Origin of the sequence: Sporanaerobacter sp. PP17-6a, from assembly GCF_900095615.1 — a bacterium.
In the GTDB taxonomy this organism is placed as follows: Bacteria; Bacillota; Clostridia; order Tissierellales; family Acidilutibacteraceae; genus Acidilutibacter; species Acidilutibacter cellobiosedens.
This window is the reverse complement of sequence record NZ_FMIF01000017.1, coordinates 72893-89834: the sequence shown is the minus strand read 5'-3', so window position 1 is coordinate 89834 and position 16942 is coordinate 72893. Positions and strand designations below refer to the sequence as shown.

The window sequence follows — 16942 nt, the reverse complement described above, 5'->3', positions numbered from 1 at the left end:
CCTCCCTTAGCTTATACTCATAGATAGCTATCATTAATTTGTTAATAAATTTTTTATTTCTTTAATCTTCGACCAGATTCTTTAAAGCTTTCCATTCTCGGTCCCTGTGTTTTTCAATAACTTCAAAGTCGCCTTTGTTGAGATGTCTGAATCTCTTCTGTCCCCCTAAATATTCGGAAACAGGCTTAAATGATTTAGGTTCTATATTAATCCTGATTTTGCCTTTTTCATATTCCGCCAAATACCAAAGTCCCGTTTGTACAGCCAATTTCCCTATTTCTACGGTCTTGTCCGTATCAAACCCCCATCCTGTGGGACATGGAGACAATACATGGATAAATTTAGGGCCTTTAATTTTTTTGGCTTTAGTTACTTTATTGATAAAATCAAAGGGATATCCTACGCTGGCAGTCGCACAGTATGGTATACGGTGCGCCATCATGATCTCAAAAAGATTCTTTTTAAACTTTGTCTCTCCCAAGGCGCCGTCATTTGTCGGTGTGGTAGTAGTCCATGCTCCGTAGGGAGTAAGGCTGCTTCTCTGGATGCCCGTATTCATATATGCTTCGTTGTCATAGCAGATATATATAAAGTCGTTGCCGCGTTCTACTGCCCCTGACAAAGCCTGAATGCCTATATCTGCCGTGCCGCCGTCTCCCGCCAATCCGAGAACATTTACATCATTTAATCCCTTAGCCTTACAGGCTGCGGAAATTCCGGAAAGAACAGCACCAGTTGCCGGAAAAGAGCTTGTCATACTATTTGTAAAAAACGACATTTGAGGATATATTGTAGTAACAGATGAAATACAACTTGCCGGAAGAACAACTATCGTTTTATCCCCCAAAATTTTCATTGCCAAACGTGATACAATCCCTGCCCCACATCCTTGGCATGCCTTATGACCGTAAAACAATTCCTCATCGCTTAATTCTTTCATCTTAATCATTATTTCCACCTCAATCCCGTAAATTGAACTTCCTCTACATCTTTACCTAAGTCAGCAGCTTCCAGCTGACCAAACATATCTGCAATATATTGCTTTGTAATGTCACGTCCCGATATCCCGGCAATAAAGTTTATCGTTTTAACATTCACTCCCGGAGTATACAATGAAGATTTTACCTCCGAATACACTGCTCCTTCGTAGCCAAACGAAATATCGCGGTCAATAACGCCGACTGCTTTTACTTTCTTTCCTAATTCTTTAAAATACTCCTTCGGGAAAGGACGATAAGAACGAATCTTTACAAGGCCTACCTTCTTCCCCTGTTTTCTAAGTTCATCAACTACCAGCCTTGAAGTTCCGACTACACTTCCCATGGCAACGATAACATAATCATCATCTTTTACGTAATACTCATCAATCATACCTCCGTAAGAACGCCCAAATTTATTTCCATACTCTTCATCAACTTCTTCAATAACCTTTTTGGCATTTTCCATTGCTTCCTGCTGTTGATATCTGAATTCTGTTTGCCACTCGGGGGAAGCGGTAAAGCTAAGGCTCTTTGGATTGTTAAAATCGAATTTATTTATAGCATTATACGGCGGAAGAAACTCATCCACATCCTCTTGCTCCGGTATATCGACTAATTCATAAGTATGAGTCAAAACATACCCGTCCAAATTAATCATTATCGGCGTTAAAACTTTGGGATTTTCCGCAATTTTATATGCTTGAATCAAAGTATCAAGGGCTTCCTGCCCATTTTCCACATATAGCTGCATCCATCCGGAATCTCTTTCGGAAATGGAATCCCTGTGATCGCAATATATGTTCCAAGGAGCGGCAACCGTTCTATTGGCATTTATCATTACTATGGGGAACCGACTGCCGCTTACATAATGAAGCATTTCCGACATATACAAAAGCCCCTGGGAAGAAGTAGCCGTAAAAGTACGGCATCCCATCATTGAAGCACCCATAGATGCTGCCATTGCACTATGTTCACTCTCCATTAATAAGAACTGACATTTCATTTCCTCAGATGCAATAAATTCCGATATCTTTTCTATAATTATTGTCTGGGGTGTAATAGGATATGCTGCAATAACTTCCGGTTTACAAAGTCTTGCAGCATATGCCACAGCCTCATCCCCGGAAATAAAATTTTTCTTTGTTGCTACTGCTGTTGTACTCATTATTTTTCACTCTCCTTTATCATGTCAATAGCTTTTGAGGGACATTCATAAGCACATATTCCGCAGCCTTTGCAATAGTCATAGTCTATTTCCAGTTTAGTACCGGTTTTATCTATTACCCCATCAGGGCAAACCAACCAACATACATAGCACATACTACACTTTGTCTCATCAATAACAGGTCTAAAAGTTCTCCATCCGGAATTGACATCAATTAATACTCCTGCGGCGGAACCGGGGCCTAAGGGCATCTCTTCTTTTGTTCTTGGAAACTGATAGTTCCTGACTACTTTTGGCTTGTACATTTACTGATTTCCTCCTTTCATAAATTCATAAGCAGCCTGAGCGGCTTTCTTGTTTTTCTCGCATAACTCTTTCGCCATAAAGGAATCAATGGCCTCATAAACCGAATCAATATCAACAAAATCTGTCACTTCAACAGCCGCACCCAACATTACCGTGTTGGTAATAGGTTTTCCCAGTATATCCAATGCTATCTGAGTAGCATCAATAGTGTATATCTTTGGCTTTACATTAAAATTAAAAAAATTCGGACTTTTTTGTGAATTAATAAGCATTACTCCATTATCTTTCAATCCCTTAGTCACATCAACAGAATCAATCAAGCTCTCATCAAGAACAATAACCACATCACAACTGTAAACCTGACTATGATCGTTAATCGGCTTATCATCAATGCGAGTAAAACCTAAAACAGGGGCACCTCTCCTTTCAGGACCAAAAGACGGAAAAGCCTGAGCATAATTGCCTCCATATACAGATGCAGCCAAGCCCAATAACCTTGCCGCAGTAAATCCTCCATGGCCTCCCCTGCCATGCCATCTGACTTCTATCATTTTATATCCTCCTTTTTTATAATAATCATTATATACATTATTAAACCTACATCACTCTTTGAGTTTCCACAATATGATTTCTGTTTTCATTTTTTATTTTATACTTCTCCATGAAAATTGTCAATAGAAATTGAATTTTTATTTGTAATTATTTATAAATCATTAACATAAAATTTCATGACAATAGTAATTCAGGTACTTTGACATTTTCAACCATCTCTTTTTGAATTTGAAATCAGATTCTTCAAAACAAGTAAAAATTTGGTTTACAACATTATTTATTTAGTGAATGTGCTCATTTTGATGTTAAAAATAGGGCGAGTATGCGAAACTAATGCATAATTACCTAAAATAAAAAAATCTTTAAACTTATGTCAGGTTGGTATTCTTAATACAACTAAAAAGAAGAATGTCCCGAAACTACTGAATAATCCGTAAACTAAAAGAATCGAGCCTAAAAATTGACTGATATTATCCGTAGTCATTCAATGGGTTGGTTTAAGGCGTACTTTAATAAGCCTATGAATTTAAAGATTTTATTTGCAGATTTTTCGGAACCTGCATTTTGTTTTTTTGCATAAAAAATGGCTGCTGCACAATGATTTTTATTCATTCATTGTGCAGCAGCCATTTTTTATAAAAATTTTTATTTAAAATTAGTTTATTTGTAATTATCCTTTTTTAATATTTACTATAATCCCTTTATTGCCAGCAAAGCAAAGTTTAAAATGAAAAGTACTGCTGCTCCGTATAAAATAGGATGAACTTCTTTTGCTTTTCCTAAACATATTTTTACTATACAATAGAATATAAATCCTGCGGCTATTCCATAAGAAATATTATAAGCAAGGGTCATAATCAATACGGTAAAGAAAGCAGGAATAGCTTCCTCCAAATCACCCCATTTAATCTTTCCGAAGGATTCAGCCATTAAAACCCCTACTACAATAAGCGCCGGTGCTGTAGCTTGAGAAGGCACCATTCCTACTATAGAAGCAAAGGGCAGACATAATAAAAACAAACATGCTACCACAACTGAAGTAAGGCCTGTACGCCCTCCGGCACCAATACCTGCTGCGCTTTCTACATATGTAGTGGCATTGGAAGTACCAAGTAAAGCACCTATTGATGTAGCTGTTGAATCTGCAAACAGAGCCTTGTCTATACGTGATTTAAATCCGTTACTTTGAAGAAGAGCTTTTTCATCTTCTTCATCAAATATGTTGCTTTTTCTTCCTGTTCCAATAAATGTCCCTATTGTATCAAATGTATCTGAAAGACTAAGCCCGAATATAGTAATAAGGACTAAAAATATATTTGAAGAATTTGCGAACATGCTTTTAAAACCGACATCTCCAAAGAAAGAACCCGCTACTTTATTTATTCCTCCGATTGCACTGATATCAAAAATTTTCTCGGGAATAGAAGTAATCCCCATAGGTATACCAATAAGTGTAGTTAAAACTATACCAATAAGAATCGATCCTTTAATTTTTAATACCATTAGAATAACCGTAATTACAAGCCCAATCAGTGCAAGAAGTACACCTTTGTTGCCGAAATTAACAAGGGCGGGAACTATTGAACTATTAGCAACAACGGTTTTACTATCCAAAAGAGCATAAGTACCCGGATCAGCAGTAAATTTTAAAAATCCTGCATTTTTCAATCCTATATAAGCAATAAACATACCGATTCCCCCGCTAATCGCTAATTGAAGACTTTGGGGTATAGACTTTATAATCTCTTTACGAACTTTGGTAACAGTTATAATAATGTTAATAATACCGCATATAAATACCATTGCTAAAGCTTCTTGCCATTTAAATCCCAACTGTCCGCATACTGTAAATGTAAAAAATGCATTAAGCCCCATTCCGGGAGCAACAGCATAAGGAACATTGGCAACTAAGGCCATTACAAGAGTTCCTATTACAGAAGCTAAAATAGTTGCTACGAATACACCGTTTCTATCCATGCCGGTAATTGACAAAATGTTTGGATTAACGAAGATAATATAAGCCATTGTAAAAAAAGTAGTAATACCTGCGATTATTTCTGTCCTGACATTTGTCCCTCTTTCATTTAACTGAAAAAACTTTTCCATTCTTAACTCCTCTCTTTCCATAATTATTATAAGTCCTTAAAATATCATAACTTTGGAGAAAATATAAATATCAAACAAATTTCCCCAAGTTTTATTAATATATTACTTATATTATATAAAAATCTTTGTTTAGTCAAGATAAAAATGAACATTATTTTGTGAATATATTTAAAAATCAAAATAAAAATTATGACGATATCCCTCGAAATATACACAATATATCAATTAAATACAGATAAAAATTTATATTATAATAGTAAACATTAATAAGGACATATTCTATAATATCTCATTATTTGCCGAATATTTATTTTGTTTTTGCTTTTAATATTCAAACAAATTCAGAAAATATATTTTTATTGCTTATGTTATATGAACATTTAATGTAATTCAAATAAAAAAGGTTGCTGCAGTACAACAACCTCTTTTAGACTATTTAGTTATCTTCTGAACATTTCTGTTTAATGTTATAAAAAGAATATACCGGAGGCTACCAAAATTAGTATGCCGACAGCAATAAAAATACGATATATCTTTACAGAACTTTGATCATCTTTCTCCTTTATTAGATAATACGAGCCCACTATAATTAAACCAGCTCCCACTAAAACACATAAAATAATCGATAAAATTCTCTTCATTATTTATTCCTCCATTTTAATAAAAGTGATGAATTTATAACAACTAAAACCGAACCAGCATTATGTAACAATGCACCAATTACCGGATTAAGGATTCCTGCCATTGCAAGAATTATGGAAACAAAGTTTAATCCCATAGAAAACGTCAAATTTATTTTAATAGTTTTCATAACCTTACGGGATAAAAGCAGCAGATAAGGAATGCTATCTATATTATCGTTAACAAGAGCAATGTCTGCCGCATCAATTGCTATATCACTTCCAATGCTGCCCATTGCTATGCCTATATAAGCCTTCTTCAATGCTAAGGCATCATTTATTCCATCGCCTATCATACAAATAAACTCATTTTTCTTTTGATATTGTTCTATCGCCAGCATTTTATCTTCCGGCAGACAATTAGCATATACATCGGGAATACCTGCTGTCTTTGCTATATGATTAGCTGCCTGTTCATTATCCCCGGTCAGTAAAAGGCTTTTTACTCCTATTTTGTTAATACTCTCTATCGTTACTGCCAAATTGTTACGAAGTATATCGGAGAAAGCAATTATGCCTGCAACCCAATTATCTATCGCCACATATATAATAGTACATCCGTTGTTTTTATATTTCTCTGCTGCACTTAATATTTCTTGGGGGATATCAATTGAACATTCTTTTAATAATTGTTCATTACCGGAAATAATTGTTTGATTACATATCTTTGCACTTACACCATGCCCGGCAATTATTTGAAAAGATGATGGTTCTTGAGGTAATGTATTAAACTTGGATTTAAAGTACTTTACTACGGTCTTCCCCAGCGGATGTTCTGAACGAAGCTCAGCGGATGCTGCTAAAGACAGCAATTCATCAGGGGTAATGTCCTTCTTGAAACTAACTATGTCAACAACAAAAGGTCTCCCATACGTCAACGTTCCTGTTTTATCAAAAGCAATCCGAGTCACTTTTGCGAGGCGTTCCAATGCATCCCCTTCTTTAACCAAAATACCATGCGTAGCAGCATTACCAATTCCCGCCATAATCGCAGTAGGTGTAGCCAATATTAATGCACATGGACAAAATACAACTAAAATAGTAACGGATCTAATAATCTCCTTGGTAAAAAACCAGGTAATTACAGCAGACATTAAGGCAATAACTACAATCCATGTTGCCCACCTATCGGCAATTCCCACAATTTCTGCTTTATCCGCATCAGCTGATTTTACCAATCGAATCATTCTTTGCAAGGAACTGTCTTGACCTACTCTAACAGCTTTCATATCAAAAGGACCAAATTGATTGACAGTACCGCTGAAAACCTCGTCACCTACCTCTTTATCAATCGGTAAAGATTCCCCTGTCATAACTGATTGATCAATAGAAGTTTGTCCACTGACAATGATTCCGTCTACTGCAATAGTTTCACCTGCAAGAACTCTCAATTTATCTCCGACTTGGACTTTCTCGGCAGATATAACACTCTCAACTCCGTCATTAATAACTCTTGCTGTCATAGGAGTTAAATGAATCAGTTTTTCAATTCCTGCACGTGCTTTTGCTCCCGTTCTCTCTTCCAATAGTGAACCGACGGCCATAATAAAAGCAATTTCACCGGCAGCGAAAATTTCCCCAATGAATATGGAAGCAACTAATGCCAAGGATACTAATAAATCTGCTTTTATGTCAAATTTAGTAAACAGTCCAATAGCCGCATCTTTCAAAATCGGTATTCCACAAAAAATAATTGCAACCCATGCTGCATCAACAGAAAAAATACTCAGGTGAAAAAAACTGATTATCAATGAAATAGCCGAAATTATAAGAAAAAATATGTCTCGCTTTTCCTTATTTTTATCAAAAATCTTTACAGATTCCATATGCTCACCTTCTTTCTTTACTATGTTACATACCTATACCCCTATATGTATATAATATAGGAAAAAAATAATTTTGTCAATAATAAAATACGGGTCATAAAAAAACAGCCGTTATATTCTAACAACTGTTCTTTGTTATTTATGCTAAGACATTCTCGAAAAATGCTCTATTGCTTTTGCAAATTGAGCAATAGTTTTTTCTGCATCTCCGTGCTCGATTCCATCTCTTACGCAATGGTTTAAATGACCTTCTAATATAATCTGCCCCACTTTATGCATTGCACTTTTGGCAGCATTGATTTGAATCAGAATATCTTCACATGGAACATCTTGATCAATCATTTTATCTATGGCATTTATCTGACCAGCAATTTTCTTGATTCGTCTATGCAAATTATCCGCATCCATACATTGACGCATTTTATCGCCTACTTTCATACTTAATCACCATTAGATTATAATTATAAATTATCATTGATATGTTTTTCTGTCAAGAAAAATACATATAGTATTCATCTATTGTAACTTTTCCCATTCAAGAAATACTTCTTCAAATTGCATCTCTAATGTTTCTTTTTCATTAAACAGTTCACTAAGCCGTACCGCATTTGAATTATTTAAATTCATAAGTTCATCAATAAGATTTAATTTTTCTTCAATGGAATTCATTTCTTCTTCCAATTTTTTTAATTTCTGGTTCTTATCCGGCATTTTAACTTTCTTCTCGGGTGTTTTCCGAACTTCTTTTATATTTTCCTTCGGAAATTCAACTTCCAGATCCTTCTTTTTCTCTTCCAAATATTCATCATAATTCATTGGGTATAATTTTCCATTTCCATTGTCCAATACCATGATTTTATCGGCAATCTTTCTTATAAAATATCTGTCATGGGAAACAAATAATAGAGTTCCGTCATAGTCCGTTAAAGTTTCTTCCAATACTTCTCTCGAATCCATGTCTAAATGATTGGTAGGCTCATCTAAAATCATAAAATTTACCTCTTCATATAATAAAGAACATAATTTCAGCCGCCTTTTTTCTCCTCCTGATAAGGTTCTAATTTTCTTATTTACATCCTCCTGAAAATATAAAACTTTAGCCAGTTCTGATCTTGCCTCACTTACAGTAACTTTGTGCTCCTCTATAAAATATTCAAGTAATGTTTTTTCTTCATCTCTAAAAATTACATTCTGAGGAAGATAACCTATTTTTATACTGGCTCCCAAGGAAACGCAACCTTTATCTGCCGGTATCTTTCCCAAAATAATTTTCAGTAAAGTGGTTTTTCCGCTTCCGTTATTTCCCATTATACATAATCTATCCTGATAAAATAGCGTAAAGGACAAATCAGAGAACAACATTTTTTCTCCAAAGGATTTCTCAATCATCTCCGCTTTAAGAACAATTTTCCCAGAACGTTGCGCCTTTTGGTGAGGTAATCTGATCTTTCTGCTTTCCAACACGGGACGGTCCAATACTTCTATTTTGCCTAAACGTTTTTCAATTTCTTTAGCACGTTTATACATAACTTCACTATCTCTCATTTTTCCCCATATTCTAAATCTTTGAACCTGCTTTTCCATTGTATCGATTTTTTTCTGTTGATTTTGGTATGCCTTATACTCCAATAAAAATCGTCTTTCTCTCTCTGCTGTATAATCACTGTAATTCCCATCATATAATTCCGCTTTGTCAGAATGCAACTCTATAATTCTGTTCACTACATTATCGAGAAAACATCTGTCATGGGAAATGACTAATACAACTCCTTTATAATTTTTTAGAAACTCTTCCAACCACTCAACAGAAGAAATATCCAAATGATTGGTAGGTTCATCCATAAGAAGAATGTCCGGTTCTTCCAAAAGAAGTTTTCCCAGCATAACCCTCGTCTTTTCTCCTCCGCTTAATTCTTCAAATCTCATTTTCCTATATGAATCCGCAATATTTAGCCCATTATATATTTTGTTTATACGGGTTTCAACTTCGTATCCCCCGTTTATCTCATATTGTTCCATAAGATACCCGTATCTTTTTAATACTTTATCTAAATTTCCTCCCTTCAATTTTTTTATTTTCTGCTCAACAGATTTCATTTCCTTCTTGATTTCCCAAAGTTTCTGAAAAGCCAGTTCAAATATTTCCATAACAGTCGTATCCGGCTTGAATTCAAATATTTGATCTAAATATCCAACCTTTGTATCCTTACTGAAATTTATACTCCCTCCCTGATAATCTTCAGCTCCTATGAGAATCTTCATCAATGTGGTTTTCCCGCATCCGTTTTTTCCGATAAGCCCTATTCTCTCGTTTGTCTTCAATTCAAAGGATATATTTTCAAATATTTTATTTGCACCATAATATTTAATTAAATTATTTATACTGCATTCAATCATTATTATCTTCCTTTCCATATTTATTACGCTGCAAACGTCCTTTTCCCACCCGACCATAAAATATATATAAAAAAACCCAAAGCCAAAATTAGCCTTGGGTTCCACTGGACATGTTTAAATATGTTTATCCCTCAATACTAATATGGTTTTTGCAGCTTGAATCTATTTTTGGACGCACCTATCCCGTAAAGAGAAAAATTTGCGTTAATATTCGATTCAAATACAATCCATCTTAATATTGTGCTCATTTAGTAAAGCTCCCCTTAATAATTTAAATACCTTCTTTAATTATATGTAAGAAATATAGTACTGTCAATTATTTTTGATGATAGTTTTGGTCAATCCATTTTGATATAAATCATAAAAATGGTGGGTAGGACCGCAGCCTTTACCAATAGCAAGTGAATGACGAATGGCAGTTGTGACATATTCCTTTGCTCTCCTTACAGCTTCCTGCAAATCAAATCCCAAAGATAAGTTGGAAGCAATGGCAGAAGAATATGTACAGCCTGTACCATGGGTATTTTTTGTATTGATACGTTGTGCTCTGAAATAATAAAACTGTTTGCCATCATATAGAATATCCAAGGCATCTCCAACAGCATGACCTCCCTTGACCAGCACATTTTTCACTCCCAAATCATATATATATTTTGCCCCTTGTTCCATATCTTCAGCAGAATTTATCTGTATTCCGGAAATTCTTTCTGCTTCCGGAATATTTGGTGTAAGAACATCTGCCAGGGGAAGTATTTCATGAATCAGTATATCAATGGCACTGGGATTCATGAGAGGACACCCATTTTTAGCATACATAACGGGATCGATCACTACATTTTGGGGTTTATACTCCTTAAGTTTACGTGCTACAGCTTTCATACAACAAGGCTGAGAAAGCATACCCACTTTTACGGCATCTACCCCGATATCCTCAAAAACGGCATCAATCTGTTTTTCAATCATCTCAGGAGCAACATCCTGTATATCAATAACACGGGATGTATTCTCCGCAACTACCGATACGATTACGCTCATGCCGTAAACGCCATGGGCCGCAAAGGTTTTAAGATCAGCTTGAATTCCCGCACCGCCGCTACAATCAGAGCCGGCAATTGTAAGAACTTTTTCCAAATTTATCTCCTCCTATAAATTAAAAATGGCACCTGCCGATCTTGGCAAGCACCATTTATTAAATACAATCATACAAATTTTGCTTCCCTACGCCAGTCTTAACTAACAGGTTCAAAGGGTCAGGTTTTACCTTCTCAACTCAAAGGAGTCCCCCCGCAAATATCTTTTGTTAATTATAATAACACTTTTTACTTTCAGAATCAATTGCTTCATGATAAATTTATCTATAATAATGCATATAATTAATATATTAACACTTTCCTGAATGAAAATCATAATAGGCATCTTCCATATTTTCGTGTTGATAAGTTTTTTTATTTGCTGTATAGTTATTATGTAATATAATGAAAAGGTATCCATTAAAGCATTAATATATTAACAAAAACTTTTTTTGAAATCCATTTAGGGTCAAGTCTGTAATAAGACAAAATAGAATTTTTTTATGGGTTATAAAAATAATTTATAGTTTGGGGGAAATTTATGACAGAGTTAATTTATGGTTTAATTGGAGGCACTGCCTTATTAATGTATGGAGTCGACAAAATGGGAGACGGGCTTGAAAAGGCTTCCGGTGAAATGATGAAAAAAATGCTTTCCGTTCTGACAGGAAGAATATGGAGTGCGTTTTTAGTCGGTACTTTTCTGACAGCCCTTGTTCAAAGCAGTACCGCAGTGACTGTACTAACTGTAGGTTTTGTCAATGCGGGTCTTATGAATTTTTCTCAAGCCATAGGAATAATATACGGAGCTAATATCGGCACTACTATAACGGCTCAACTTATGGCCTTGAGTTTTGATTTTAAGCTAACGGATATAGCTCTTCCAATACTCGGAATTGGTTTCGGAATAAATTTTTTCAGTAAAAATAAAACCGCCAAAAATATCGGTAATGCAATTATGGGTTTTGGAATGATGTTCTTAGGGCTAAAAATATTAAACAGCGGAGTACCGTATATGGAACACAGTAAAACTTTAAGGTACTTCTTTGAGACCTACGCATCCGTTCCCGTTATAGGAATATTACTGGGTGCTTTTGCTACTGCTATGGTTCACAGTAGTAGTGCCACTGTAGGTTTAGTAATGATATTGGGAAAAGCAAATCTAATAAATTTAAAGTCTGCTGTCTGTATTATGCTGGGAGATAATATAGGCACTTGTATTACCGCTCAGCTTGCGAGCTTGACAGGAAACATAAATGCCAGAAGAACAGCCTGGGCACATACTATCTATAATATTTCCGGTGTCTTGATTGCTGCTTTAATTTTGCCTCAATTTGTTCATGCAATACAAATTGTTACAAATTACATACAACCTAACGCAGATATAGGAGCTCAAATAGCAAATTCTCATACAATATTTAATGTCTTAAGTGCCCTTATATTTTTGCCTATAACTAAATACTATGTAAGATTCTTAGAGACTATAATTAAAGATAAAGGACCTAACTATGAAAGCCCTTCCATATACTTGGACAAACTCCTTTTAGATACTCCTGTTGCTGCTTTTAAAGCTATCATATCAGAAATAACAAGAGGCGCAGAAATATCTGAACAGATGCTGAAGGATGTAATGGAAGCCTTTTACGACAATGAACTTGATAAGATAAATAAAGTTCATGAATATGAAGAAACAGTAAATCAAATGCAAAAAGATATTACTACTTATATAGTTGAATTATCTAAAAGAGCTCTTTCAGATTCGGGTTCCATAATGGTACCGGCAATGATAACCAGTATTAACAACATAGAAAGAATAGGAGACCATGCTGAAGACATTGTAAAACTTATAGAAATCAAAGTTGAAAAAAAACTTGTGTTTTCAAACGAAGCAATAGATGAACTTCATGAGCTTCAAAATGTAGTCATCAAAATGTATGATAATACTATAAAAGTTTTAAAAGAAAAAGACATTCCCCTTTTAATAGAAACTTTAAAGCTTGAGGACAAAGCCGATGACCTATGTAAAGAATTTTCCAATGCTCATGTGAAAAGGTTAGAAAATGGAACTTGTTCTGTAGAATCAGGAATTATATTTTTAAACATTATAACTCATTTTGAAAGAATTGCCGATCATATATATAAAATATGTTTAGCTTCTAAAGATGAACTGCAAGGAATACCAAGAAATAATTAGAGAAATTTATAAGAAAGGCTTCCATTAATATATTGTGTTTTAATGGAAGCCTTTCTTGAAACCCACTTACGGAAAGTATATATCAAGGTAAATTAGAACTTTCCTGATAGTTTATGTATATCTTCTTCCGTATAAACTTCAATACCGTTCTTAATTAGAATTTCAGTTGTTATTCCGTTCCCTGGAACTGTTTTCCCTGAAAATGTTCCATCATATATAAGTCCACAACCGCAGGAAGGACTCTTTGATTTTAATATTGCCTTTTTTATACCCATAGCTTTTGCTATAGATAAAACCCTATTTCCGCCTTCGATAAACTCTTTGGTGAGGTCCTTTCCATCCTGCCTGATTACTTTTCTGTTTCCCCTTTCATCTATAATAATCTCACATGGAAGTCTCGGAGTACACAATCCTGATAATTGCTCGGGACATAGGGCAATAGCCTTGCCCTGATTGATCAATTCAATTATACCTTCATTTCCTTTGCTTTTTCCGTCATACCTGCAATTAAAACCTGCCAAACATAAACTTACCAAATACATCTTATCGCCCCTCCTTTTATTAATACAATATATGAATATAATCTATTTTATCTTGTTTATAACATATAAATAATGAATCATGTCCATATCATAATAATGCTTTATAAACTGCTTTTCAATTTTCATCCCTACTCTTTCGGCAACATGTTGAGAAGCATAGTTATTATCTCGTATAGTGCTCACAACCCTATTTTTATTTAATACATTAAAAGCATATTCTTTGCAGGCAATTGCTCCTTCGGTGGCATAACCTTTATGCCAAAATTTTCTTTTAAGTAAATATCCTATTTCAAGTTCCTGTTTGTTCTCTACATTCTGCATGGTAAGTCCTATCTGTCCTATAAAGCAATTGGTATTCCTATCAACCATAGCCCATAATCCAAACCCAAAATTTTTATATCTTCGAAATTGATTATTAAGCCAATTTCTCACTTCCTCGTCACTAAAAGCATGTTCATATGCATACATGGTTTTCTCATCCTGCAGAATCTCACATAGATCATCATAATCTTCCCAAGCCAATTCACGTAGATAAGTTCTTTCTGTTTCCAAAATCCTTTTCAACTCTTTGCACCCCCTATCTACGTTCTATTATAATTTAACTTCAACATCATTTCCATATAAATAAAACAACCAACAAACTTAAATTGAATGTTTGCTGATTGCCTTTTGATTATCGGAAAATAAATATATATTTTCTAATTTTCATCAGTGGTTTTTTTCTCTCCTATAGAAAGAATAAGATTAAGTATAATTCCTGCAATTGCTGCTGTTGCAATAGCGGGTAACTTAATCCCAAAGAAAGGAATCATATTGTCAGGGAAACCATAATGTCCTCCAAGACCTATAACTAATATTATTGCAATAACCGAAAGGTTTTTAGTATTAAATAAATCAACCTTTTTGTTTATCATAATGGCAATTCCCTGAGCGCCGATAACTCCAAAGAGAAATATACATGCGCCGTTAATTACAGAAGATGGCACCGAATTTATAGCATTGGATAAGGGTTCAAAGAATGAAAATATCATTGCCATAATTGATGCCACTTTGAGCATTGCAACCGAAAAATTTTTAGTAATTGCCATAGTAGATATATTCTCTCCGTAATTTGTGCCTGCCGGTCCTCCGAACATTGATGCAACAATATCTCCTATACCGTCTCCTATTAAGTTAAGACCAAGTTTATCTTCAATTTTATATTTGCCTTTTCCTTTCTTTCGAGAAAGATCATTTATATATACATCAAGTTGGAATAAGTGAGCAGTGGATTCAGGAATTGTTGCAATGGCTATAGGCATTATTGCCGCAACGGACATCCAATTTGGAGTGGGTAACGTGAAATGAGGAACCATAAAAATATTACCTGTGAATATTTGAGAGAAATCGACTAAACCAAGAGGTATACTAACAATATAACCGACAATTATTCCGAAAAGAATGGGAAGTTGTCCTAAAACTCCTTTTAAGTATACCGAAAAAATAACAGTGGCAAGAAGAGTAACAATAGCAGCAATGGAAGAAGCGTTATTGGTAAGACCTGTTGTCGCATCATATCCCAGAGCACTTGTTATTGCTGTACCTGCGAGGGATATTCCTATTACCATAGCAATGGACCCTGTAACGGTAGGTGGCAAAACCTTTTCGATATATTTCATCCCAAATCGGTTAACAATAACTCCTGCTAAAATTGAAACAAATCCTGAACAAATAATTCCGAACTGGGCCTGAGAAATAAGGGCATCTGGGGCAACAACTCCAAATTTGGCTCCCGTAATCCCACATATAGCAGCAATATAGGAAAAGCTGGAGCCATAATAAAGAGGTATCTTCCCTTTAGTTATAAACAAGAAGCACAAAGTTGCCAACCCGCTGGCAAATATTGTAGTAGATACATGAAACCCCGTAAGAAGTGCTACTGTTACCGTTGCCGGAAACATAACCAAAATTTGCTGCAGCGAAAAGAGCAAAAGTTTCCCCGTTGAAGGAGTTTCATCAGGTAAATAACCTATAATTTTTGAGTTTGAATCAGTCATATACACATCTCTCCTTTGTTTAATATTATGCACAACAAAAATACATACTATGAGACATAGTACATGTTTCATCAAACTTTGTCAATAAAAATTTGAATAAATTTAATTAATTTTTTAATTTATTTTGATAAATTCCATCATTAACTAATCTATGTATAATTTAGGCTTAAGGTTTAGAAAAAATACTCCAACACCGCCTATCCCCAGATGAGCTCCCAATACACATCCTATTTTTTCAATCATAGTATTTGAAATGCCTATCTTTTCTTTCAAAAGTTCTACTACCTCCTGAGCCGTTTGCAAATCATCAGCATGACTTATTCCCACAATTTGGTTTGGAAAATTTTTAATTCTTTGAGCAACCAGATCCACAATAGCACGAAGTGCTTTTTTCTTTCCTCTAACCACGCCGATAACTTTCAAATGTCCATTTTGCACGTCCAACAAAGGCCTAAGATTTAAAATGCTCCCGGTTTTTGCTGCTATTTTGCTTATCCTTCCTCCTTTTAAAAGCCAAGATAAGTCCGAAATTACAAAAATATGTTCTATATGTTTTACCATAAAATTTACTTGTTCTAATATTTCAGAAATTTCATACCCCTTATCTGCTAATTTAGCAGCCTGTAGTGCTATAATCCCCGTTGCAAAGGAACCGGATTTTGAATCAACCACTTCCATATGAACTTTGGGATATCGGTCTTTAATTTCCTTTTGTATCATCTTTGCCAAATCAAACGTACCTGAAAGGGCTGAAGAAAATGCCAAATATATAAAATCATATGTTTTTTTGGCATAATCAATAAATGTATTATATATTTCCTCAGGATATATCTGTGATGTTCTGGGAACAACTCCTTTTTTCATATACTCATACACCTGATCCGTCTGTATGTCAACTCTATCTCTATATTCCACATCATTAATCAGAACATTGAGAGGCATCACTTTAATATCGTATTCCTTCAGTATATCTTGGGGCAAATCACAAGTACTATCTACAATAATTTTAATCATTTAACAACACACCTCCCATCGAAAAATTTGTATTACAAATCATTATTTTTGATTATAGCATATTTTAACCTTTT

15 protein-coding genes and 1 riboswitch are annotated in these 16942 nt (G+C 34.7%); of the genes, 1 reads left to right on the top strand and 14 read right to left on the bottom strand.

What is annotated here, in order from left to right:
• Positions 1 to 61: 61 nt before the first annotated feature.
• From PP176A_RS08785 to thiD, 10 genes are all read right to left on the bottom strand, one after another.
• Entirely contained in the window at positions 62 to 949 is an 888-nt protein-coding gene (locus PP176A_RS08785; protein ID WP_071140097.1) for a thiamine pyrophosphate-dependent enzyme, read from the bottom strand.
• Positions 949 to 2145 (bottom strand): transketolase C-terminal domain-containing protein, encoded by a 1197-nt coding sequence (locus PP176A_RS08780; protein WP_071140096.1) that lies wholly within the window; start codon positions 2143 to 2145, stop codon positions 949 to 951. The genes PP176A_RS08785 and PP176A_RS08780 overlap by 1 nt, the downstream gene beginning before the upstream one ends.
• Positions 2145 to 2450: a 4Fe-4S binding protein gene (locus PP176A_RS08775; RefSeq protein WP_071140095.1), complete on the bottom strand. Its 306-nt coding sequence runs from the start codon at positions 2448 to 2450 to the stop codon at positions 2145 to 2147. Before PP176A_RS08775 ends, PP176A_RS08780 begins: the two co-directional genes overlap by 1 nt.
• On the bottom strand, positions 2451 to 3002 hold the full coding sequence (locus PP176A_RS08770) for a pyruvate ferredoxin oxidoreductase subunit gamma (protein ID WP_071140094.1): 552 nt from the start codon (positions 3000 to 3002) through the stop codon (positions 2451 to 2453).
• A gap of 691 nt (positions 3003 to 3693) precedes the next feature.
• On the bottom strand, positions 3694 to 5109 hold the full coding sequence (locus tag PP176A_RS08765; RefSeq protein WP_071140093.1) for an NCS2 family permease: 1416 nt from the start codon (positions 5107 to 5109) through the stop codon (positions 3694 to 3696).
• 467 nt (positions 5110 to 5576) lie between these two features.
• Complete coding sequence (locus PP176A_RS16425) at positions 5577 to 5750, bottom strand: hypothetical protein (RefSeq protein WP_200796105.1); 174 nt, start codon at positions 5748 to 5750, stop codon at positions 5577 to 5579.
• Complete coding sequence (locus tag PP176A_RS08760) at positions 5750 to 7615, bottom strand: heavy metal translocating P-type ATPase (protein ID WP_071140092.1); 1866 nt, start codon at positions 7613 to 7615, stop codon at positions 5750 to 5752. The genes PP176A_RS16425 and PP176A_RS08760 overlap by 1 nt, the downstream gene beginning before the upstream one ends.
• Before the next feature lie 144 nt (positions 7616 to 7759).
• On the bottom strand, positions 7760 to 8053 hold the full coding sequence (locus PP176A_RS08755; protein WP_234958895.1) for a metal-sensing transcriptional repressor: 294 nt from the start codon (positions 8051 to 8053) through the stop codon (positions 7760 to 7762).
• Positions 8054 to 8131: 78 nt separating this feature from the next.
• On the bottom strand, positions 8132 to 10012 hold the full coding sequence (gene abc-f, locus PP176A_RS08750) for a ribosomal protection-like ABC-F family protein (RefSeq protein WP_071140133.1): 1881 nt from the start codon (positions 10010 to 10012) through the stop codon (positions 8132 to 8134).
• Between the two features lie 312 nt (positions 10013 to 10324).
• Positions 10325 to 11143, bottom strand: coding sequence for a bifunctional hydroxymethylpyrimidine kinase/phosphomethylpyrimidine kinase (gene thiD / locus PP176A_RS08745; protein ID WP_071140091.1), 819 nt, complete (start codon positions 11141 to 11143; stop codon positions 10325 to 10327).
• A gap of 66 nt (positions 11144 to 11209) precedes the next feature.
• A riboswitch (TPP riboswitch) is annotated at positions 11210 to 11308 on the bottom strand.
• A 315-nt stretch (positions 11309 to 11623) separates the two neighbouring features.
• Here thiD and PP176A_RS08740 point away from each other — a divergent pair.
• Complete coding sequence (locus tag PP176A_RS08740; RefSeq protein WP_071140090.1) at positions 11624 to 13276, top strand: Na/Pi cotransporter family protein; 1653 nt, start codon at positions 11624 to 11626, stop codon at positions 13274 to 13276.
• Between the two features lie 92 nt (positions 13277 to 13368).
• Here the strand turns inward: PP176A_RS08740 and PP176A_RS08735 are convergent, their stop codons facing one another.
• The 4 genes from PP176A_RS08735 to PP176A_RS08720 all read right to left on the bottom strand — a co-directional run bounded on the left by PP176A_RS08735 (position 13369) and on the right by PP176A_RS08720 (position 16868).
• Positions 13369 to 13818 (bottom strand): DUF523 domain-containing protein, encoded by a 450-nt coding sequence (locus PP176A_RS08735; RefSeq protein WP_071140089.1) that lies wholly within the window; start codon positions 13816 to 13818, stop codon positions 13369 to 13371.
• Between the two features lie 42 nt (positions 13819 to 13860).
• Positions 13861 to 14382, bottom strand: a complete 522-nt coding sequence (locus tag PP176A_RS08730) for a GNAT family N-acetyltransferase (RefSeq protein WP_071140088.1) — start codon at positions 14380 to 14382, stop codon at positions 13861 to 13863.
• 134 nt (positions 14383 to 14516) lie between these two features.
• Positions 14517 to 15854: a uracil-xanthine permease family protein gene (locus tag PP176A_RS08725; protein WP_071140087.1), complete on the bottom strand. Its 1338-nt coding sequence runs from the start codon at positions 15852 to 15854 to the stop codon at positions 14517 to 14519.
• Positions 15855 to 15998: 144 nt separating this feature from the next.
• Complete coding sequence (locus PP176A_RS08720; protein ID WP_071140086.1) at positions 15999 to 16868, bottom strand: DegV family protein; 870 nt, start codon at positions 16866 to 16868, stop codon at positions 15999 to 16001.
• Between the last annotated feature and the right edge of the window lie 74 nt (positions 16869 to 16942).

What these genes read in the sequence shown, in the direction of transcription:
- PP176A_RS08785 (WP_071140097.1), bottom strand. Translation starts at nt 949, where the DNA reads ATGATTAAGATGAAAGAATTAAGCGATGAGGAATTGTTTTACGGTCAT.
- PP176A_RS08780 (WP_071140096.1), bottom strand. Translation starts at nt 2,145, where the DNA reads ATGAGTACAACAGCAGTAGCAACAAAGAAAAATTTTATTTCCGGGGAT.
- PP176A_RS08775 (WP_071140095.1), bottom strand. Translation starts at nt 2,450, where the DNA reads ATGTACAAGCCAAAAGTAGTCAGGAACTATCAGTTTCCAAGAACAAAA.
- PP176A_RS08770 (WP_071140094.1), bottom strand. Translation starts at nt 3,002, where the DNA reads ATGATAGAAGTCAGATGGCATGGCAGGGGAGGCCATGGAGGATTTACT.
- PP176A_RS08765 (WP_071140093.1), bottom strand. Translation starts at nt 5,109, where the DNA reads ATGGAAAAGTTTTTTCAGTTAAATGAAAGAGGGACAAATGTCAGGACA.
- PP176A_RS16425 (WP_200796105.1), bottom strand. Translation starts at nt 5,750, where the DNA reads ATGAAGAGAATTTTATCGATTATTTTATGTGTTTTAGTGGGAGCTGGT.
- PP176A_RS08760 (WP_071140092.1), bottom strand. Translation starts at nt 7,615, where the DNA reads ATGGAATCTGTAAAGATTTTTGATAAAAATAAGGAAAAGCGAGACATA.
- PP176A_RS08755 (WP_234958895.1), bottom strand. Translation starts at nt 8,053, where the DNA reads ATGAAAGTAGGCGATAAAATGCGTCAATGTATGGATGCGGATAATTTG.
- abc-f (WP_071140133.1), bottom strand. Translation starts at nt 10,012, where the DNA reads ATGATTGAATGCAGTATAAATAATTTAATTAAATATTATGGTGCAAAT.
- PP176A_RS08740 (WP_071140090.1), top strand. Translation starts at nt 11,624, where the DNA reads ATGACAGAGTTAATTTATGGTTTAATTGGAGGCACTGCCTTATTAATG.
- PP176A_RS08735 (WP_071140089.1), bottom strand. Translation starts at nt 13,818, where the DNA reads ATGTATTTGGTAAGTTTATGTTTGGCAGGTTTTAATTGCAGGTATGAC.
- PP176A_RS08725 (WP_071140087.1), bottom strand. Translation starts at nt 15,854, where the DNA reads ATGACTGATTCAAACTCAAAAATTATAGGTTATTTACCTGATGAAACT.
- PP176A_RS08720 (WP_071140086.1), bottom strand. Translation starts at nt 16,868, where the DNA reads ATGATTAAAATTATTGTAGATAGTACTTGTGATTTGCCCCAAGATATA.